This is a genomic window from Streptococcus sanguinis, from assembly GCF_019929145.1.
Taxonomy (GTDB): domain Bacteria; phylum Bacillota; class Bacilli; order Lactobacillales; family Streptococcaceae; genus Streptococcus; species Streptococcus sanguinis_U.
Window position 1 is genome coordinate 223,244 of sequence record NZ_JAHZOW010000002.1, and the last position, 18,733, is coordinate 241,976.

Sequence of the window (18,733 nt, forward strand, 5' to 3'; positions counted from 1 at the left end):
TAAATACTTTACAAGATTCATTATTTCAAGAATTCCTTTATTTGCTGGGCGATTTCCTCTGGCTTTTCATCATGGATATAGTGGGAGCCTTCTAATGTCACAAGTTTGGCTTGGGCATTTTGCGCGACAAACTCTTCCTCTAGCTTGGGAGCTTCTCCGCCTTTCTGGACAGCCGCAAAGATAAGAGTTGGAATCTGAGGCACGGGTTCTTTGTTAATCGTTTCAACATTTTTCTTCCGATTCTTGACTTCGTTCATGACCGCCTGGGTGTATGAAGAAGATTATGAAATAGGGAAGGGAATTCAGTTTTTTTCTCTTGCGATATATTTTTCATAATAACGATTGCTATCAAAAGGATAAGGGGTCTCTTTTGATTTGAACAGTTGCTCAGGGATAAGAACGACACTACTTACAAGAACTATTCCACTGATAATGGCTAAAATGATTATTGGCAAACTGGGGAGATTTGTAGGATACTGGCTCAGAACATAGTAGATAGCATGAAGCGTAAAGACAACCGCTGTCGCAAAACCTGGGTTATAAATGGTTCTTTTTCCTACTGTTCGAAAACGTCGGTACATACTGAACCCAAAAATCAGGTGGCCAATCATTTCAAAAAAGCAAAAGATAAGATTCCAGATGACAATGATCTGATTGACACCGTAGAAAAGACAGACAATACCAATTAATTCAGCTAACATAATAGTCAGCATATCAGAAAATTGATTCATAGGATAGCGATCGTGCTGTTGAGAGCGCCGAAGCATGTTGTAGTTATAATGAAAACCGCCAGGAAATCTCCATTCTTCTAGACAGTGCAAAGGGAGCATGACATAGATTATAGCGACAAATCTGCTTCCAGCATCTAGTGTAGTCCAATGTGTGATAAGATATAAGAGAATACCGATTCCCATAGCAAAGAGAATGGGAATCCAGATTTTTAACCAAGCAGAAATCAGTTTGAACATAACAACACCTCATTTATCAAAGTACCCACCACTGGTAAAGAGACCAGTAAAGGATATTAGCGACCACTGCCAAAGCAGATAGACTAGTCATGGCCGTCAGGAAGAGGCGGCCCTTGCTGAGCTTTTCTCTGGATTTTCTGAACAGTGGCAGCAGAGCAGCAGCGGTTAGCAGGAGCCCCAAGGCAGCAAAGAGCATGTAGCGCCAGGGAGCTAGAGAATCGAGGTCATCTGACATCAAAGGTATCATAATCATTAGCAGGTTTAGGGGAACAGCCAGAATACCAAGAGAAGTCAGTAGATTCCAGACCTTCCAAGTGCGGTCTGTGCGCTCAACCGTTTTTCGGGAAATCAAGCGATAACCTCCTAATAAAAGGCTGATAATGAGCGTTCCAAAACTGTAGACAATTCCAAGGATGCCTAATCCTAAGATGATATAGTCCTTATAGAAGTCGAAAGCAGAGATTTTCTCATAGTCCACCACAGCGACGGGAATTGTAATCTTTCCCTTGCTCTCATAGATGGTCCAAAAATTGGTACTCAAGATTCGGTTCTGAGCAGGATTGTCAATCTTCTCTATTGAGGGCATCATGAGTCTTAGAAAGGACAAGGGGCCATGGAGATAGGTGCGCGGAGAGCGGTAGTAGCCTGGTGTAAACTGTCTTTGAGTCTCTTCGTCAGCTGTTTTGCGTCTTCCGAAAACTAGTTCAGGCATTTGGTAGTTGTAATTCTCTTCCACGCTTTGATTGGTCATGACTATGTAGCCGATGCCACTTTCCAAGTCTAGCATAAGCCGGGAGCTGAAACCATCAGTATTGCCGCCGTGGCCAATGATGCTGACTCCGTATTCATTAATCCAGAAACCGTGGGCGTTACGGGCAATGTCTGTACCTGGATAGGTCGAAGTGGGATTGTAGAGAGTATTCCAAGTTTCTGGACGTTCAAAGAGAACCTTACGCCCCAGCAGAGCCTGAGCAAATTTCTGTAAATCCTCCAAGGTACCGGCTGCTTGGCCAATTGAGTAGAGACCATATTCATAAAAAGCTGTCCCTAGTGAATTTCCCTTTGTATCATAGGCCTTAGATTCTTGACGTTTTTTCTGAACATAGGGATTATCAGATAAGTCCGGTAGGAGAGCTGTCTTGTCCATGCCAAGCGGCTGGAAGATATGCTCGTGGGTATAGTCAGCAAAGGTCTGGCCGGAAATCCGCTCGACAATCAGAGAAGCGAGCCCAGCACCATAGTTGGAATAAGAGGTTACTGTTCCAGGTTCAAAGGACTGGACAGGCTGGAGCATGCGTAGATTTTCCTCTATATTTTTATCACCTTTTGTGTAAGACAGAGATTCATCAAATCCCGTCTGATGATTCATGAGATCCAGCATTGTGATGGCTTTGTCGAAGTGCAGATTTTTAAGAAAATTCTCTGGCAGATAGGTCTTGATATCTGCCTCTAGGTCAATCTTTCCTTGTTCCCAGAGTTGCATGACAGCTATCCAGACGGTCAGCTTGGTCACAGAGCCCCAATCAAAGACGCTGCTGTTGTCAGCTTTGATGCCTTTTTCTTTATCCATATAACCGAAGTTGCCTTGGTAAATGGTGCTATCCTTGTCAAAGACTGCCGTTTCCATAGCGGCAGTCGTCTTTTCATGCTCCTTGACATAGTCTTGGATTTTTTGCCCAACTTGGTTGCGGTCAATGCCAGATGGGAGTTTCTGTTCTTCAGCCAGTGCGGTAATTGGCCGAAAGAGTCCTATAGTCAGAAAAGTTAAAAGGATTAGGGAAAATGTTTTTTTCATAGCTGGCTCCTTTCATATTAAAATACCCACCACTGATAGAGGGACCAATAGGGGATATTAGCGGCCACTGCTAAGGCAGATAGGCAGGTCACGGATGTTAGGAAGAGGCGGCCTTTGCTGAGCTTTTCTCTGAACTTTCTGAAGAGAGGTAACAGAGCGGCTGCGGTTAGCAGGAGTCCCAAAGCAGCAAAGAGCATGTAGCGCCACTGAGCGATTTCGCTGAAATCTCCTGAAGTTGCTGACATGAATAGCAGAAAGAGATTGATGGGAACAGCCAAAATACCAACAGCTGTTAGAAGGTTCCAGACCTTCCAAGTGCGGTCTGGCTGGTCTTGTTTCTTGCGAAAGATAAGCCGATAGACTCCCAGAAGCGGGCTGATGAGGAGCAGGCCGAGGGCGTAGATGATAGCAAGTCCGGTAAAGCCTAGAACAACATAGTCTTTAAAGAAATCAAAGTCAGAGACTTTCTCATAGTCTGCGACAGCCACTGCGATACGGGTCTTGCCTTGGCTCTGATAAATGGTCCAGAAGTTGTTTGGCAATCGCTGATCGTCAGATGGTTCCTGTAAGTAGTCTGCGGAGGCTGGAATCATTTTAAAGATAGCCAGCGGTCCTTGATTAAAGTTGCGCAGAGTGCGATAATAGCCTGGACTGAACTGCTCTTGGGTTTTCTTGCTGGCCGTTTTACGTGGCCCAAAGACGAGCTCTGGCATTTGGAAATTATAATTTTGCTCTGTACCTTGATTGGTCATGACGACATAGCCGATACCGTGTTCCAAGTCCAACATTATCCGTGAAGTAGAGCCAGCTGTATTTCCGCCGTGGCCCAACACAGTAGTACCGTATTCGTTGGCCCAAAAGCCATGAGCATTGCGGATGATATCCGTGTCAGGGTAGGTGGAACTGACAGTATAGAGGGTGTTCCAGGTCTCTGGGCGATTAAAGAGCGTCTTGCGAGCCAGCAGGGCTTGGGCGAACTTCTCCAAGTCTTTCAAGGTGCCAGTAGCCGCTCCGGTAGGATAGATGCTAGTGATGAAATGGTCCTTGCTCAGTAAGTTTCCTTTAGTGTCGTAACCTTTGGTTTCTTGACGCTTTTTCTGAACGTAGGAATTGTCTGATAGGTCCGGCAAAATAGCCGTTTTATCCATGCCCAGTGGTTGGAAAATATGCTTATGGGCATAGTCGGCAAAGGTCTGACCAGAGATCCTCTCGACAATCAGAGCGGCTAAACCGGCACCGTAATTTGAATAAGCTGTGACTGTACCGGGTTCAAAGGACTGAATAGGTTGTTGTTCTTGAAGGATTTCTTCGATACTTTTATCGTCTTGTAGGTACATGGTTACCTCATCGAATCCCGCCTGATGGTTCATCAGATCCAGCATGGTGATAGGCTTATCATAACGGAGATTTTTGAGGAAGCCCTCTGGCAGATAGGTGCGGATGTCTTCTTCTAGGTTAATCTTACCTTGCTCCCAGAGCTGCATGACAGAGATCCAGACGGTTAATTTGGTTACAGAGCCCCATTCAAAAACGCTGCTGTCATCAGCTTTGACTCCCTTTTCCTTGTTCATATAGCCAAATTTTCCTTGATAAATAGTACCATCCTTGTCGAAGACTGCCGTCGCCATGCCGGCTGTTGTCTTTTCATGTTCCTTGACATAGTCTTGGATTTTCTGGCCGATCTGGTCTCGTTCGATACCAGAGGGCAGCTTTTGAGCCTCCTCAGCCAGCGCAGTAGCTGGCTGGAAGAGCCCTAGAGTTATAATGGTTAGAAGTGTTAAAATAAATGATTTTTTCATGCGATTCTCCTTTTTTCCTTAGCCCTCAAGGACGAAAGTAATACTTCTAAAAACGATTTTGCAAAAAATTTTAAACATTCTGAGTCTCCTTTTTATAGCACATACATTTCTTATTTCTTTCTATTTTAAAGTTCAATTCTCAAATATCCTTCAAGTAATTCTAAAATATTTCTAAAGTTTTTCGAATAGTCCATCTTTTATTGACTTAGCCTCTTATCCTTGCTACACTAGTGATAGGAAATTTCTGGAGGCGAGTGTTTATGGCTCATATTTTACTCATCGAAGACAACAGTGATATTCATGAAATTCTAAAAGATCTTTTTCAGAAGGAACACACGGTTTATTCCGCCTATTCGGGGACGGAGGGCATTTCTCTGTTTGAGCGGGAGGAGATTGATTTGGTCCTTCTGGACATCATGCTGCCGGGGAAGAATGGCGATGAAGTGTTGAGGGAAATTCGCAGCAGCAATGCTACAGTGCCAGTGGTTATGCTGACAGCCCTTGGAGAGAAAGCGCTGGTTAGCCAGTACCTGCTGAATGGTGCTAATGATTATATCGTCAAACCTTTCAATCTGGATGAGGTTTTTGCCCGTATCACCGTGCAGCTGCGCAGCCAGCAGGCTTTGACTGGCGAAGAAGAAGGCCAGTCCTTTAAAAATATCCGTCTGCTCAAGGCTACCTTTGAGGCGGCCTGCGGTGAGAAAAGCGTTCGTTTGAGCAAGAAAGAATATCATATCCTCCAGCTCTTGCTTCGTCATCCCAAGAAGATCTACACCAAGGAAGAGCTCTTTGAGCAGGTCTGGGAAGAGAGCTATCTGCCTGGGGATAATACCCTGAATACCCACCTCAGCAATCTACGTAAGAAACTGGCTCAGTTGGACCCAACAGAGGAATACATAGAGACTGTTTGGGGACTAGGTGTCCGGCTCAAGGAGGACTGATATGTTGGTGTTAGTCATTTTATTTGCCCTTATCAGTCTGTTTCTGGCCATTGGTTTCATACGCTATCATCTGGCGGTCAAGGATGTGGCACAGCAGATTCGTCTGAAGCGGCAGACAGGGAGCCAGAATCGTCTGGCTCCTGCTGCCCATGCCCCCAGTATTTTGGAGCTGACAGAGGAAGCAGAGCTGCTCTTTCGGGAGCTAGATAAGACGACCTTTGTCGTCCAGCAGGAAAAGAAGACGCTGGATATGGCTATCAGTAATATCGCCCATGATATCCGCACCCCTCTGACCATTGCCAGCGGTTACACCCAGCAGCTCTTGAAGGATGATAGTCAGGAAAGTCAGCAGCTAGTCAAAATAGCAGATAGTCTGGGAATGGTATCCAAACGGCTGGAAGCCTTGATGGAGTACCGCCGGCTGATGGAGGGAGCCATACGGGCCAATGTCCAGCCGACAGATATATCCCAGCTGGTAACCCAGCAGCTTTTTACTTATTATGATGCCTTCCAGAAAGCTCAGATTGACCTGCAGGTAGAGTTAGCTGAAGGTCTAGAGCTAGAGACAGACCCAGAAATTCTAGAGCGCATTGTCCAAAATATGATAAGTAATGTCCTCAAGCACGGCCGTAAGGCCGCCAGCATTTCTCTGAAAAAAGACGGCGAGCATTGTATCTTTACCGTCAAAAATATCGTCCAGCAGCCTATCCAATATCTGGATAAGCTGACCAATCGCTTTTACTCAGAAAACCTATCCAGCAGCGAGGAGTCTTCTGGTCTGGGGCTTTACATCACCCAGCAGTTAGTCGAAATCCTAGGCGGGGACTTGACAATGAAAGCAGAGGACGACTGGTTTGAACTGGTTGTGACTTTGTAAAAAAGACTTGAAAAAGCAAAACAAGGAAGGCTCAGCTCTATCAGCTAGTCTCAAAATCCGCTCATAAACCTCAGCTAATTTTCGAATTGGCTGAGGTTTATTTTTAGATTAAATCGAAGAAAGGCATGATAAAGATGCCTTTTTGTTTTGTGATCTGAAAAGCTAGTCATATTAGCGAGGTCATTTTACCAGTCAAAGGGGAAAATCAGCCAACTGCTCTAAACCCTTGATATAACTGACTTGCAACTGACAGTTGACAATGATTCCAAGTTCAATCACTCAAAAAGCAACTAGATTTTTTCTTTATTCCAAGTCCAGTCGCTAGAAAGGCAACTGGCTTTTTTGTTAATCTGAAAGCAGAAGCCGAGTTTTTGATTTCGGAATGAACGAGTCGCTGTCTTTGAAGATTTGGCTCAAAAACTTGTGTTTAATTATATTATAAGGAGGTATTCTCATGAATACAGAAACAACTATCAAACCACAACCAAAACTAATTTTGCCGTTCCTAGCTTGGAACTTCGGCTGGACATGGGGATTCTGGCTGCTGGACATTATCCTCAAAAACCTTTGGCCAGACAGCCCACCTACAGCCTATCTTGCTCTTGAAGCTATTCTAAATGGTATTGCTATGTTTGGGCCTATGCTGGCCAGCCTGATTGTACTGAAAAAGAAAGGCTTCAAGGCCATTTGCTCCTATCTCTTTTCAGGCAAGAAAGAGACCTGGCTCTACTTGCTAATCTATGGTGGCGGTCTGACTGCCTTCTATGCCCTAGCTTCTGGCGGTAAGCTGGTAGACGGCGCTTTAGTAAGATTTCCTTGGTTTTTTATCTATTGTATTGTCCTATCGGGCGGGATTGAAGAATTCGGCTGGCGTGGCTTCCTACAGCCGGCCTTGGAGAAAAAGTTTTCTTTCTTTGTCTCTACCTTGATGACCGGTATTATTTGGGCCATCTGGCATATTCCTCTCTGGTTTTACGATCGCTTTTATGATCGAAGCCATGATCTTTTCTCAGTTTTTATCGTTTTCAGTATCCTTCTCTCCTTCTGGCTTGCTGCACTTTATAAGAAGACCCAGTCTGCCCTTGCTTGTAACATCTTTCATGCACTCTCCAACACCCACATTCCGACTTTTGTTGGGATAGCTCAAGCTAACAATCAATTGGATTTCTCTCAAGTCAATCCCTTCTTTTACTTTGGAGGTGTGATTCTCCTGACACTTTATAGTATCTATCTCTGGTATCGGACGGATAGGGAGGAAAAAGCACTTCCATCTAAAGAAGAAGTCTAGCATTTTATGAAGAGATGACAATCAGACTTTGCAGTCTCTCCGCCTTGTGCTATAATAAGTGTCAATGAAAGAAAGTATAAAAAATAAGAAAGAGTAGGTAAAACAATCCATGAATCTATCAGACAGAATCCAGTACCTGCGAAAAGTGCGGGGCATTTCTCAGGAGGGACTAGCCGAACAACTCGGTGTGTCTAGACAGGCCGTTTCCAAGTGGGAGAGCGAGCAGAGTATGCCTGATTTGGATAAGATCATTTCCATGAGTGACTATTTTGAGGTGACCACAGACTATCTGCTCAAGGGAATTGAGCCTGTAGTCCAGAAAGAGGAAGAGCAGTCAATCGAGCACAGGAGAATAGCCAGCAATATTTGCTATCAACTCTCTCTTGGCTTGGTCGGTCTGGGTATCATCCTCTCCGTTATCCTAGCAGATTTTCTCAAGATTAGTGTCTTGCTAACACCGGTGCTGATCGTCCAGGGAGTAGGGCTGCTGGTGTGGGGAACGGGCCGAAATCTATCCGAGGTAAGACCTTCTTTTCAGGTTAAGCTAGCCTTGATTTTATTCTTGCTCTTTGTTCCCCTCGGATTTCTATCTAATGTTCTTTTTCCTCTGGGCAAGATCTTTCCATATCCGACCAGTCTGGCAGCCAGTCTTACCTTTGTCACTTTCTACCTTATCCTAGGAGTCTGCATTAGTCTGTTCTTGAAAAAGCAAGATTGGAAGCAGTGAAAGAAAGCCGATAAAGCGGTGCTAGACCAGAAGGGGTGAAATCCCCTCAAAAAAACTCAGCTAATTTAGTGATTAGCTGAGTTTTTATTTTACAAATCTCTCTTCTTCAGTGTAGCCAGTCCTGCTAAGCTAAAGACCGTGATCAGACTGAGAGCAAAGATAGCTGTTTTGATGATGACACCTGGTATTGAAGCGTCTCCGTAGAAGAACTCCATCTTGATAGCCTTGAACCATTCATTATTGGCATCGAACATTTGACTAGGGAGACCGAGTAAGATGTAGGTCATGATATAGGTGATAAAGACGACACTATAGTTTCGAGTCAAGTAGAGGACAAAGCTGGTAATGCAGTACCAAGCATAGGTACAGATGACCTGCATGACGAAGAGTATTGCGAATTGTCCCCAGAAATTAGCTGGCAGAGTTCCCATATTACCGCCGGTTCGGACAAATTCGATGACAATACCAAAAATGTAGAGCAGTATGAACTGCATAGGAAGTAAGCTAGCGATAACCAGTGCTTTAGAGAAGTAATACTGGGTCCGAGTCTTGCCTGTAGTCAGGTTATTGTGATAAAGTTTGTCATTGAGATCAACACCGAGAAGCAAGCTAGTCATGACATTGCAGGCAATAAAGAGCATGCCGATGTTGTAGGAGACGACATCTATGGCAAAAAAGATACCGTTGTCGGAAATGGCGACTTGGGAAGTGAAAATGGCGAGGAGAATTCCAAAGATGCAGAAAGCCTGCACTCCCCAGAATCCTACGGAGCGGAAGAGACGGTAGTAATCCGCCTTGATACTATTAAACATGAGTGTTTCCTCCTTGTTGGTTGATTAAGTCTGTAAAGTATTTTTCTAAGTCTTTGTGGGCGTAGTAGATTTCCCCGATTGGGATGTCGGCTAGGACTAATTCTTTGGCAATCTTGCGAATTTCTTGTACTTGGCCGGAAATATGTAGCTCATCTTCCTTGTTGGTTGGTCTGAGCTGGTAGCCGAGCTTGTCTTGCACTAAATGAGCAGCTTGCTTGATATTATCCGTTTTTAGGATGATATAGTCGCCGCTTTCTCGGTTAAATTCTTCCTTAGACAGCTCCTTGATGAAATGCCCTTGATTGATAAAGCCAAAGCGAGTTGCGACTAGATAAAGCTCGGACAGGATATGGCTGGAAATGATGATGGTGATGCCTAATTCTTGATTGAGGCGCTTGACCATTTCTCTAAATTCCTGAATCCCAACTGGATCTAAACCATTAATGGGCTCGTCCAGGATGAGCAAGTCGGGACGCCCCAAAATGGCAATGGCAATGCCCAACCGCTGTTTCATCCCTAGAGAGAAATTGCGAAATTTTTTCTTTCCAGTATCGGTCAGGCCGACATATTGCAGGGTTTCTTTGATGACTTTGTCAGCATTTGGAATGCCCCGGTCGGTACAGTAGTAGCGTAGATTTTCATAGGCCGACATGTGGGCATGAGCTACAGGGGTCTCGATAACAGATCCAGTATGGCTGAGGGCTTTTGTCCATTCCTGTTGGTTCTGAGAGCCCAGAACAGACACGGTCCCTCCGCTAGGATAGATGACTTGAGTAATGATTTTGATCAGCGTGGTCTTACCAGCACCGTTTTTACCGATGAGACCGTAAATCTCTCCTTTCTTGATGGAAAGACTGACATCTTTCAGAGCATACTGCTCACCGTATTTTTTAGTGAGTCCTTTCACTTCTAAAACATTTTGCATGATGTTTCTCCTTTAATTCCTTTGTTTATACTTTTAGTATACAAACTAAATTTCAAATATTTCTCAAGAAATTCTAAAATATTTCTAAAGAAATTTAAAATTGGAAAGATTAAAATGAGCCAGTCGAGAACCAGCTCATTTTCTACTATAAATCCTTTTTGTGGAAAGTATAAAGACTTGCTGCGGTGAAGATTGTTCCTAAGACCAAGGCGATTAGAATAATTCTTAAGGTTACACCGTTGCTTTGAAGCGTCTCAAAATCAAAGCTCATGGTGAAATGCTGCAGCCATAAAGATTTGGGATAAAATTGAGCCAGAGCTCCGGTTAAAGATGCGCAGAAAAGGTAACCTCCCAGAGCAGCAATCATAGATTTACTCAGATAAAGAATAAAGGAGATAACGGCTGTCCAAGCAATAACAGTCAGGCACTGCACAAAGAATAGAAGAATAAACTGAAGCAGGAAGGTGGCGGAAAAATCACCGATACCGTTTAGGATAGCAGCTAGGATAAAGTTGATGCTATAAAAGAGAGCCAACTGCAGGAACGTTACGCAGACCATGACTAGGGCTTTAGAGACGAAGAAACTGGTACGGGAAACGCCGCTGGTTAATGTATTCTTGTAAAGTTGTTTGTTCAGATCTGTCCCGATGACGACCATAGAGAGGATAATGATGATAAAAGTATTATTACCGATAGCGTTGGACACCGCTTGTATAAGCTGGACAGCATTTAATTTGCCAAAGACTGCGCTCAAGGTCGTCAGTAGAAAGATGAATTCGGTAATCCAAACAGCCTTGGAACGAAAGAAGCGGTAAAAATCTGCTTGAAAAGTATGTAACATGGTTTTTTCTCCTTACTGGACTAAATCTGTAAAGTATTTTTCTAAATCTTTGTGAGCTGCATAGATACCATTGACATGAATGTTGGATAGGACCAACTCCCTGTTGATGTCATTTAGTTCCTGTTCTTGGGCGACAATGTGCAACTCGTCAGATTTATCAGCTTCCTTGAGCTGATAGTGGAGCTTGCCTTGGATGAGATTGGCAGCCTGATCTCTATCGCTGGTCTTAAGGACGATATAATCTTCGCTGGCTCGGTCAAAATCGTCTTTGGTGAATTCTGCAACAAGCCGTCCTTGGTCAATCACGCCAAACTTGGTGGCTACCAGATAAAGCTCAGACAAGATGTGGCTGGAAATGATAAAAGTGATTCCCAATTCTTGGTTGAGTCGCTGAATCATCAGTCGAAATTCCTTGATGCCAAGCGGATCGAGGCCGTTGATGGGCTCGTCTAAAATCATGAGTTGAGGCTTGCTGATAAGGGCAATAGCGATTCCTAGACGCTGCTTCATTCCTAGCGAAAAGTTGCGGAATTTCTTTTTACCAGTATTGCTCAATCCGACATAGGCCAGAGTTTCCTTGATGAGCTGGTCGGGTTGGACAATCTGGTGGACCTTGCAGTAGTAGTTGAGATTTTGATAAGCAGTCATTTGATTGTAAGCGACCGGTGTTTCGATGACGGTTCCTATCTTACGCAGGGCTTCATTCCATTCCTTAGAGTTCTGCGAACCAAAGACAGACACGGTTCCGCTGTTGGCATGAATGAGCCGGCTAATGGTCTTGAGAAGAGTGGTTTTGCCAGCCCCGTTCTTGCCAATCAGTCCATAGATGTCACCTTTCTGGATCGAAAGACTTACGTGATCAAGGGCATATTGCTGGCCATATTGTTTGGTAACTTGCTTTACTTCTAAAACAGTTTGCATGGTATATTCTCGCTTTCTTAGGTTTGATTTTAGTATACAAGCTAGATTTCAAATATTTCTCAAGAAATTCTAAAATATTTCTAAAGAAATGCGGAACCAATCCAAAAGTAATAAAAAAGCAGCCAAAGAGCTGACTGCTTAGATTTATAAGTCTCTGTGCTGAAAGGCTTGGTAACCACCTAAGAGAGAACCAGCTAGGATAAGGAATAAGAATAGTTCAGAATTTATCTGAGGGAAAACGATAACGAGGCTAGACTGAAGCATAATCAGGGCGAAAAAGACGAGATAGCTGACTAGGGTGGAGCGGGTCAGATAGAGAAGACAGGTAACTACGGAACTGCAGGTCATAATAAAGAGAAAGGAGCGAAAGAAAGACAAGGAAAAGCTCCAGAAAAAGTTCTTTGGCATAGTCCCAAGTCCGTGGAAGAGGCTCCCAAAGATAAAGGCTATAGCAAAGGCTGTTACTAGTTGAAAGATGATAATTGTGACAAGAACAGCTATTTTGGATAAGTAAAATTCTTTCCGAGAAACCCCGCTGGTTAATATATTGTTGTATAATTTTCTAGTCAGGTCACGACCTAACAGAAAGATAACGAGCACAAGGACAGTAATCATGACAAAGGGCAGGAAATCTTTAGCAAGCTGCCCGAGAGCTTCAAATCCTGTCCAACCTTGGATGACTATTTCTTCTGGATCAGAAGATGTAGAGATATAAAAATTAAAGTTGCTTTCACCAAGAGAGCTGATGAAAATGAGAAAAAAGAGCAGCCCTTCTATTAGCCAAAAAGGTTTGGAGCGGACAAGCTGGTAGAGTTCCGCCTGAATAGTATGTAACATGAAATCTCCTCTGAATGATTAAGATTGTTCCTGCTTTTTATAAATCTTTCTTTTTGAAAACCATCAGCCCGCCACCTAGAAAGAGCAGGGTGACCGTTACCACTGTCAGGATAGCCTTGATAACAGCCCCACTATCTGCTGCCATATCTGTGTTAAATCGCAGAGTCAGATAGATCAGCCATTCATTGTCCGGGTAAAAGATGAGGGGAATAGTCAGTAAGGTACCGCCAAGGAAATAGGTCAGAAAGATAGACACGATGGAGTGGCTGGCATAGAGTACAAAAGAAATGATGGCAATCCATGTAACCGTGCTGAGAAATTGAACGAAGAGAGCAGTTCCCAGCTGAGGCAAAAAAGAGCTGGGGGCGCTGCCAATTCCGTTGGACAGACTAGCGGTCACAAAGGAGATTGATAAAATCAGCAGGAAATGAAAAGCTGCGATGCTAACGCAAACAAAGAACTTAGAAAAATAATAGCTGAGTTTAGAGATGCCGTAGCTCAGGCAGTTTTTATAAAGTTTCCGAGACAGGTCCACTCCTAGGACCATACCGATACCAATGATGGTGAAAAAGAGCAGACCGTCTGTATTGCCTGCAAAATAGTCCAGAGCTTGAACTCCGGTTAGTTTTCCTAGAGCTTGAGTAGCAGCCTCATTTCTGGAGATATTTGCTCCAAAATGAATATTTGCTTGGAAGAAAGTTGCTGAGAAAATCACACAGAATAATAAAAACTCAGTAATCCAAAAGCCTTTTGAACGCATGAGCCGGTATAAATCGGCTCTAATGAAATCCATCATGATAAGCCTCCCTTTGTCATTTGACCAAGTCTGTAAAGAAGTTTTCTAGGTTTTGTCGTGCATAGTAAATCTCCTGCACCGGTATATCTGCGACCGCAAGTTCCTTGACAATCTTGCTAATCTCATGCGAATGGGTAAAGATATGAATCTCGTCAGAGGCATTGACCACCTTGATACGATGCATGAGCTGGTCGTGAATCAGCCGGCTGGCTTCTTCCAACTGCGACGTTTTAAGCACGATATAGTCTTCGCTCTGTTCTTCAAACTCCGCCTTTGAAATCTCGCGAATCAGTCGTCCTTCCTCGATAATGCCGAACCGGTTACCCACCAAGTAGAGTTCAGACAGGATATGGCTGGAGATGATAAAGGTCATGCCCAACTCTTCGTTTAGTCGCTGCACCAGCTGGCGGAATTCCTTGATGCCGACCGGATCCAGGCCATTGATAGGCTCGTCTAGTATCATCAGGTCAGGTCTGGTAAGAAGCGCGATAGCCAGACCTAGCCGCTGTTTCATCCCAAGTGAGAAGTAGCGGAATTTCTTCTTGCCGGTATCTGTCAAGTCCACGTATTCCAAGGTTTCACGGATGACCTTGTCCGCATGGGGAATATGGCGGAGCTTACAGTAGTAGCTGAGATTTTCATAGGCTGTCAGGTGGTTGTGAGCGACCGGTGTTTCGATGACTGATCCGACCCGTTTGAGGCTTTGCGTCCATTCTTGATAGTTCTGAGAGCCAAAGAGGGAGACATTACCGCTGCTTGCTTCCAAGAGCTGGGTAATGACCTTGATCAGAGTGGTCTTTCCGGCCCCGTTCTTGCCAATCAAACCGTAAATATCTCCTTTTTTTATCGTCAGACTCACATCGGTCAGAGCGTACTGCCGGCCGAATTTTTTGCTGACTTGCTGTAAAACCAAAACATTTTCCATGATCAAGTCTCCTTTTCATGATACTAGGAGAGAAAACTCCTCTTCTTATTTAATTAGTATAGCGCCAAACCTTCAAATATTTATAAAGAATTTCTCAAATATTTCTAAAGTTTTTGGTTTGTCTTGTAAAAGGGTCAGAACTCATGTAGGAACTTCTCTATTATTTGAGCAAATGTTTCTGGCGCTTGGCTATTCAGAGTATGGCCACCCTTTTCTATAATATGAAGCTGAGCCCCTTTAAGTAGCTTGTTAAGCTCATAGGCAGCTTTTAGATTGGGCTTGTCTTTGCTGCCGCAAAGAATCAGGCTGGGAAGCTTGATTTTCGTAATTTTATCAGTGAGATTTACCTTACGCAGCTCGGTCAAAATCCGTATCATCTGGTCTTTATCAGCTCTTTGCCTGGTGAAGACGCTTTTGGGCAACAGTTTAAAGACGAGAATCTGCAGTCTGTAGAGAAAATTGTCTGCTAAATTGTATTGAGTCCCCGATAAAATCAAACCCTTCAGATGAGGAGGAGCTTAGTCAGCCAGGTCCAGTGCTAGCAGGCCACCGAGTGACAAACCGACTAAGATAAATGGCTGTTTCTCGGCCTGAAGGTGCTGGAGGGTTGCATGTCGAATGTCTTGGTAGCTCTCATTGCCCTTCGGAAAAAGAGCCAGCGACTCCGTCGGGACATCAGCTAGAGCTCCTTGAACTTCCTTCCAAGAATGCTCATCTTGCCCTAGTCCGTGCAGAAAGATAACTTTCATGTCAGAGCTCTCCTTTATCAATCTCCAGCTCGTACAGTCCCCTGACTGCATTGCAGGCGTAGATTTTCTCAGCCTGAGCTAGGTCAGCCAGCGTTAAAACTTTCTCAGTAGCTTGCCCCTCATCCAGTAGCTGCTGGCGGTAGATACCCTTGAGCAGGCCAAGTTCAGCTGGAGGCGTGTAAAGCTTGCCGTCTAGCTCCAGCAGCAGATTGCCGATAGAAGTTTCCAGCAGCTGGCCTTGGGCATTGTAGTAAATCTGCTCTTGCTGCTCCAAGGTCAGATGTGGCCGATGGCTGGTCTTGAAATAGGTGAAAGGCTGGGCTAGATTGGCTGTCTGCTCGACCAGTTTTGCCTTTCTGAAAGTATCCGTTAGTGGAAGTAGAGGAGTCGTTTCTAGTTCAATACTGCCGTCTTTTTTTAGAGCTATACGCAGCCTGTAATCCTGTTCTTTATCCAGCTGAGCGCAGGTTTCTTCTAACTCTTGCTCTAGTTTGTCTTGGTCAAAAGGATAGGCGAAGTAGCTGGCTGCTTCTGTCAGTCTTTGCAGGTGTTGTTCTTGCAAGGTCAGCTTTCCATCCGTTACTTTTCCAGTCGAAATTAGGTCGAATCGCGGATTCTTTCGATAGAGGACGGCAGATTTTTGCTGGGTTTCGATGTATTCGGATTTCCACGTGCTGTCCCAAGTGATTCCGCCGCCAACGCCATAGATGGCTTTTTTCCCCTCCAGCTGAATGGTGCGGATGGCGACATTAAAAATTCGTCTCTGGTTTGGCAGGCAGATACCGACTGTACCGCAGTAGACCCCGCGAGCAGCTTTTTCTGTCGTCTTGATGATAGCCATGGTCGAAATCTTAGGAGCGCCTGTGATGGATCCGCAAGGAAAGAGCGCTCTGAAAAGCTCAGCCAGCCCGACTCCCTCATGTAGCTGGCTTTTAATGGTAGAGGTCATCTGCCAGACTGTAGAGTATTGCTCGACGCTGCAGAGACGCTCAACCCGTTCGCTGCCCGTCTGAGAAATACGATTCATGTCATTACGCAGCAGATCGACAATCATCATATTTTCTGCTCGGTTTTTGGCATCCTGGGCCAGCCATGCAGCCTGCTCCCTATCCTGCCCTAAGGTCAGTCCCCGATTTGTGGTCCCTTTCATAGGTCGAGTGGTCAGTTGGCCTCGGTGCTCCTCGAAAAAGAGCTCGGGGCTGATGGACAAGATGGCGGTCTCATCATGCTCTACATAGGCATTGTAGGCCGCATTTTGCTCAACGACCAGCCTATTGTAAATAGCCAAACTATCCTCAGGATTGAGCTCCGCGCACAGCTGCATCGTGAAGTTGACCTGATAGGTATCGCCCTGGCGGATATGGTGATGAATAGTCTCGATAGCCTTCTGGTACTCTTGCTCAGAAGTCAGCCCCTGCCAAGCTGCTGGCATTTCCACTTCCTCATAGGTCAAGGGAATAGAAGCCTGATTGGCCGTATCGTGGATAGTAAAGTAGAGGAGGTATTCCTTCTGGAGCGGGGCCGCATGAACTTGGAACTTTTCCTCGAAGGCTGGCGCTGCTTCATAGCTGACATAGCCGACAGCATAGTATCCTTTCTCCTGCCAGCCCTCAATCTCTGCCAAAAGTTCCTCCACTTGGTCAAGACGGCGAGTCTTTAGCTCCTTGATGGGATTCGTAAAAATCAGGCGTTGGCCCAATTGCTTAAAATCAATAATCGTTTTCTTGTGCATAAAGTTATTTTATCATAAGATAATTTGAATGAAAACGGATTTATCGGATGTGACAATCATTCTTTTATAACGGTTGACAGATTAGAAAGTAGCTAGGTATACTATGTTTAAAAAAGAAAGAATGAGATTTCTATGAAGTCGAATAAATTGTTATTGGTAAATGGGGTTGCGAGTATTATAGCGGGAATTCTTATCATGTATTTTTCTTTACAAAGATCGAGTTTTGAGTTTGTTGATTTGATTGGTAGCTTCATTGAAAATTACATATGGGCACTTCTGATTATGCTAATTAACGTTTTCTTGTTGATACTTTCCTTAGCGGGTATGTCTCATTATAGTGGGGACTCTAGGGTCAATAAGATGAATCATCAGATGCTGCTTTTTGCATCTATCATGGGATTTATTCCTTTTCTAGCTATCTTTGCAGGCCTTTTGTCTATAGGAGCTGGGGTCCTCTATCTTCAAGATTTTCAAAAAATAAAAAGTGAAGACAAAGCTGACTAATCCATGCTTTCTCCTGCTCGAAAGCCCTCGAAAATTATGATAAAATAAGGAAATGACAAAACCTTAAAAGGAAGCCTTATGAAAAAAATAAATGAATCTTATAAACTAATCGTATTTGCGGCGCTTGCTCTGGCTCTGGTTCTCTATATCGGGAACATCTGGTCTGGCCTGCAGAGTCTGACTTCGGTTTTTTCACCCATTATATTGGGTGGAGTCCTAGCCTTTATCTTTAATGTCCCAATGAAAAAGCTGGAAGACTTCTTGGATAAATGCCGGGTCCCACAAAAGTTGCAGCGCGGTTTGGCCTTAGTTTTAGAGGTGCTGATTTTAGCTCTCATTATGACGGGTATTGTCTCTATCGTCGTGCCGACTCTGACTACAGCGGTCAATCAGCTGAGCGCAACAATCGGCAAGGTAGCACCCCAGGTAGCCAAGTGGCTGCAGCAGTCTGGCTTGCTTTCCTCTAGCCAGCTGAAAGATTTGACCAAGCAACTGCAAAACAGCGACATTGTCAACAGAGCCATCTCTCTTCTGGGCAGTCTGACGGGCAATATCTCTGCTATTTTTGGCAATTTCTTCTCTGTCATTATGTCTATCTTTCTCATGTTTGCTTTCTTGAGCAGCAAGGAGCATTTGCAGACAATCACTAGCCGTCTCCTGCAGGTCCTGCTTCCTGAGAAAGCTGTGAAACGCCTATCCTATGTCGGTTCTGTCATTGTTGAGACCTATGATAAGTTCCTGATGGGGCAGATGATTGAGGCCGTCATTGTTGGGATTTTAGTCTTTATCGCCTACTCTCTGACAGGCTTGCCTTATGCGGCCTTGACAGGAGTCTTGGCCGGAGTGCTCTCTTTCATTCCCTACATTGGGCCATTCTCAGCTTGTGCTCTGGGAGCTATCTTTATCTTTACCGACAGCCCTTGGAAAGCCCTTCTCTCTATCGCAGTCTTTCAGGGAGTGCAGCTGATTGAGGGCAATGTTATCTATCCGCGCGTGGTCGGCCAATCCGTCGGTCTCCCAACTCTCTTTACCCTAGCCGCCGCCCTGATTGGGGGCAACCTCTTTGGCTTGGTCGGCATGATTTTCTTCACGCCTATCTTTGCAGTTATCTACCGCTTGGTTAGAGAGTTTGTTGTGGAGAAGGAAGAGAAAAAAGCGTTAGTAAAAGAATGAAAAGAAACCAACGAGATTTTATTCTCGCTGGTTTTTCTTTTTCCAAGGCCATAACTTCTACCTATAGCAAACAATAATCTTAATCAATGGAAGTTGAAAAATAAGCTTTTGTGCTTGTATAGA

General features: G+C 44.4%; 17 protein-coding genes and 2 pseudogenes. 6 read left to right on the forward strand and 13 right to left on the reverse strand.

What is annotated here, in order from left to right; translation table 11 throughout:
* Positions 1 to 20: 20 nt before the first annotated feature.
* The 4 genes and pseudogenes from K1I94_RS06820 to K1I94_RS06835 all read right to left on the reverse strand — a co-directional run.
* Positions 21 to 301, reverse strand: a pseudogene (locus K1I94_RS06820) (alpha/beta fold hydrolase); the annotation flags it as partial.
* A 1-nt stretch (position 302) separates the two neighbouring features.
* Entirely contained in the window at positions 303 to 968 is a 666-nt protein-coding gene (locus K1I94_RS06825) for an HXXEE domain-containing protein (RefSeq protein ID WP_002911199.1), read from the reverse strand.
* A gap of 16 nt (positions 969 to 984) precedes the next feature.
* Positions 985 to 2,763 carry a serine hydrolase domain-containing protein gene (locus K1I94_RS06830; RefSeq protein WP_223314847.1) on the reverse strand — a complete coding sequence of 593 codons (1,779 nt, stop codon included), beginning with the start codon at positions 2,761 to 2,763 and terminating at the stop codon, positions 985 to 987.
* A 17-nt stretch (positions 2,764 to 2,780) separates the two neighbouring features.
* A complete protein-coding gene (locus tag K1I94_RS06835; RefSeq protein WP_223314848.1) occupies positions 2,781 to 4,562 on the reverse strand; it encodes a serine hydrolase domain-containing protein in 1,782 nt (593 codons plus the stop codon).
* 260 nt (positions 4,563 to 4,822) lie between these two features.
* Between K1I94_RS06835 and K1I94_RS06840 the strand changes: the two genes are divergently transcribed.
* The 4 genes from K1I94_RS06840 (at position 4,823) to K1I94_RS06855 (ending at position 8,395) form a co-directional block, all read left to right on the forward strand.
* Positions 4,823 to 5,503 carry a response regulator transcription factor gene (locus K1I94_RS06840; protein ID WP_223314849.1) on the forward strand — a complete coding sequence of 227 codons (681 nt, stop codon included), beginning with the start codon at positions 4,823 to 4,825 and terminating at the stop codon, positions 5,501 to 5,503.
* Between the two features lies 1 nt (position 5,504).
* Positions 5,505 to 6,380, forward strand: a complete 876-nt coding sequence (locus tag K1I94_RS06845) for a sensor histidine kinase (RefSeq protein WP_002911204.1) — start codon at positions 5,505 to 5,507, stop codon at positions 6,378 to 6,380.
* Positions 6,381 to 6,834: 454 nt separating this feature from the next.
* On the forward strand, positions 6,835 to 7,668 hold the full coding sequence (locus K1I94_RS06850; RefSeq protein ID WP_223314850.1) for a CPBP family intramembrane glutamic endopeptidase: 834 nt from the start codon (positions 6,835 to 6,837) through the stop codon (positions 7,666 to 7,668).
* 109 nt (positions 7,669 to 7,777) lie between these two features.
* Entirely contained in the window at positions 7,778 to 8,395 is a 618-nt protein-coding gene (locus K1I94_RS06855; RefSeq protein WP_223314851.1) for a helix-turn-helix domain-containing protein, read from the forward strand.
* Positions 8,396 to 8,484: 89 nt separating this feature from the next.
* On the opposite strand, the gene K1I94_RS06860 is transcribed toward K1I94_RS06855, so the two are convergent.
* The 9 genes and pseudogenes from K1I94_RS06860 to pabB all read right to left on the reverse strand — a co-directional run bounded on the left by K1I94_RS06860 (position 8,485) and on the right by pabB (position 16,933).
* On the reverse strand, positions 8,485 to 9,207 hold the full coding sequence (locus tag K1I94_RS06860) for a lantibiotic ABC transporter permease (RefSeq protein ID WP_223314852.1): 723 nt from the start codon (positions 9,205 to 9,207) through the stop codon (positions 8,485 to 8,487).
* On the reverse strand, positions 9,200 to 10,132 hold the full coding sequence (locus K1I94_RS06865) for an ABC transporter ATP-binding protein (protein WP_223314853.1): 933 nt from the start codon (positions 10,130 to 10,132) through the stop codon (positions 9,200 to 9,202). Before K1I94_RS06865 ends, K1I94_RS06860 begins: the two co-directional genes overlap by 8 nt.
* A gap of 145 nt (positions 10,133 to 10,277) precedes the next feature.
* Positions 10,278 to 10,973, reverse strand: a complete 696-nt coding sequence (locus tag K1I94_RS06870) for an ABC transporter permease (protein ID WP_223314854.1) — start codon at positions 10,971 to 10,973, stop codon at positions 10,278 to 10,280.
* A gap of 12 nt (positions 10,974 to 10,985) precedes the next feature.
* Positions 10,986 to 11,894, reverse strand: a complete 909-nt coding sequence (locus K1I94_RS06875) for an ATP-binding cassette domain-containing protein (protein WP_223314855.1) — start codon at positions 11,892 to 11,894, stop codon at positions 10,986 to 10,988.
* Positions 11,895 to 12,038: 144 nt separating this feature from the next.
* Entirely contained in the window at positions 12,039 to 12,731 is a 693-nt protein-coding gene (locus K1I94_RS06880; RefSeq protein ID WP_223314856.1) for an ABC transporter permease, read from the reverse strand.
* Between the two features lie 37 nt (positions 12,732 to 12,768).
* On the reverse strand, positions 12,769 to 13,527 hold the full coding sequence (locus tag K1I94_RS06885) for an ABC transporter permease (RefSeq protein WP_223314857.1): 759 nt from the start codon (positions 13,525 to 13,527) through the stop codon (positions 12,769 to 12,771).
* A 16-nt stretch (positions 13,528 to 13,543) separates the two neighbouring features.
* On the reverse strand, positions 13,544 to 14,452 hold the full coding sequence (locus K1I94_RS06890; RefSeq protein ID WP_223314858.1) for an ABC transporter ATP-binding protein: 909 nt from the start codon (positions 14,450 to 14,452) through the stop codon (positions 13,544 to 13,546).
* Positions 14,453 to 14,586: 134 nt separating this feature from the next.
* Positions 14,587 to 15,201 (reverse strand): annotated as a pseudogene (locus K1I94_RS06895) (alpha/beta fold hydrolase).
* A 1-nt stretch (position 15,202) separates the two neighbouring features.
* Positions 15,203 to 16,933, reverse strand: a complete 1,731-nt coding sequence (gene pabB / locus K1I94_RS06900; RefSeq protein ID WP_223314859.1) for an aminodeoxychorismate synthase component I — start codon at positions 16,931 to 16,933, stop codon at positions 15,203 to 15,205.
* 132 nt (positions 16,934 to 17,065) lie between these two features.
* On the opposite strand from pabB, the gene K1I94_RS06905 reads away from it, so the two are divergent.
* Both K1I94_RS06905 and K1I94_RS06910 read left to right on the forward strand, forming a co-directional pair.
* The gene (locus K1I94_RS06905) at positions 17,066 to 17,437 is read left to right on the forward strand and encodes an insulin activator factor (protein WP_223314860.1); all 372 of its coding nucleotides are present in this window, start codon (positions 17,066 to 17,068) and stop codon (positions 17,435 to 17,437) included.
* Between the two features lie 78 nt (positions 17,438 to 17,515).
* Positions 17,516 to 18,610, forward strand: coding sequence for an AI-2E family transporter (locus tag K1I94_RS06910; protein WP_223314861.1), 1,095 nt, complete (start codon positions 17,516 to 17,518; stop codon positions 18,608 to 18,610).
* Positions 18,611 to 18,733 lie beyond the last annotated feature (123 nt).

Bases quoted from the DNA above. Each gene is read 5' to 3' on its own strand.
- K1I94_RS06825 (WP_002911199.1), bottom strand. From the start codon at position 968: ATGTTCAAACTGATTTCTGCTTGGTTAAAAATCTGGATTCCCATTCTC.
- K1I94_RS06830 (WP_223314847.1), bottom strand. From the start codon at position 2,763: ATGAAAAAAACATTTTCCCTAATCCTTTTAACTTTTCTGACTATAGGA.
- K1I94_RS06835 (WP_223314848.1), bottom strand. From the start codon at position 4,562: ATGAAAAAATCATTTATTTTAACACTTCTAACCATTATAACTCTAGGG.
- K1I94_RS06840 (WP_223314849.1), top strand. From the start codon at position 4,823: ATGGCTCATATTTTACTCATCGAAGACAACAGTGATATTCATGAAATT.
- K1I94_RS06845 (WP_002911204.1), top strand. From the start codon at position 5,505: ATGTTGGTGTTAGTCATTTTATTTGCCCTTATCAGTCTGTTTCTGGCC.
- K1I94_RS06850 (WP_223314850.1), top strand. From the start codon at position 6,835: ATGAATACAGAAACAACTATCAAACCACAACCAAAACTAATTTTGCCG.
- K1I94_RS06855 (WP_223314851.1), top strand. From the start codon at position 7,778: ATGAATCTATCAGACAGAATCCAGTACCTGCGAAAAGTGCGGGGCATT.
- K1I94_RS06860 (WP_223314852.1), bottom strand. From the start codon at position 9,207: ATGTTTAATAGTATCAAGGCGGATTACTACCGTCTCTTCCGCTCCGTA.
- K1I94_RS06865 (WP_223314853.1), bottom strand. From the start codon at position 10,132: ATGCAAAATGTTTTAGAAGTGAAAGGACTCACTAAAAAATACGGTGAG.
- K1I94_RS06870 (WP_223314854.1), bottom strand. From the start codon at position 10,973: ATGTTACATACTTTTCAAGCAGATTTTTACCGCTTCTTTCGTTCCAAG.
- K1I94_RS06875 (WP_223314855.1), bottom strand. From the start codon at position 11,894: ATGCAAACTGTTTTAGAAGTAAAGCAAGTTACCAAACAATATGGCCAG.
- K1I94_RS06880 (WP_223314856.1), bottom strand. From the start codon at position 12,731: ATGTTACATACTATTCAGGCGGAACTCTACCAGCTTGTCCGCTCCAAA.
- K1I94_RS06885 (WP_223314857.1), bottom strand. From the start codon at position 13,527: ATGATGGATTTCATTAGAGCCGATTTATACCGGCTCATGCGTTCAAAA.
- K1I94_RS06890 (WP_223314858.1), bottom strand. From the start codon at position 14,452: ATGGAAAATGTTTTGGTTTTACAGCAAGTCAGCAAAAAATTCGGCCGG.
- pabB (WP_223314859.1), bottom strand. From the start codon at position 16,933: ATGCACAAGAAAACGATTATTGATTTTAAGCAATTGGGCCAACGCCTG.
- K1I94_RS06905 (WP_223314860.1), top strand. From the start codon at position 17,066: ATGAAGTCGAATAAATTGTTATTGGTAAATGGGGTTGCGAGTATTATA.
- K1I94_RS06910 (WP_223314861.1), top strand. From the start codon at position 17,516: ATGAAAAAAATAAATGAATCTTATAAACTAATCGTATTTGCGGCGCTT.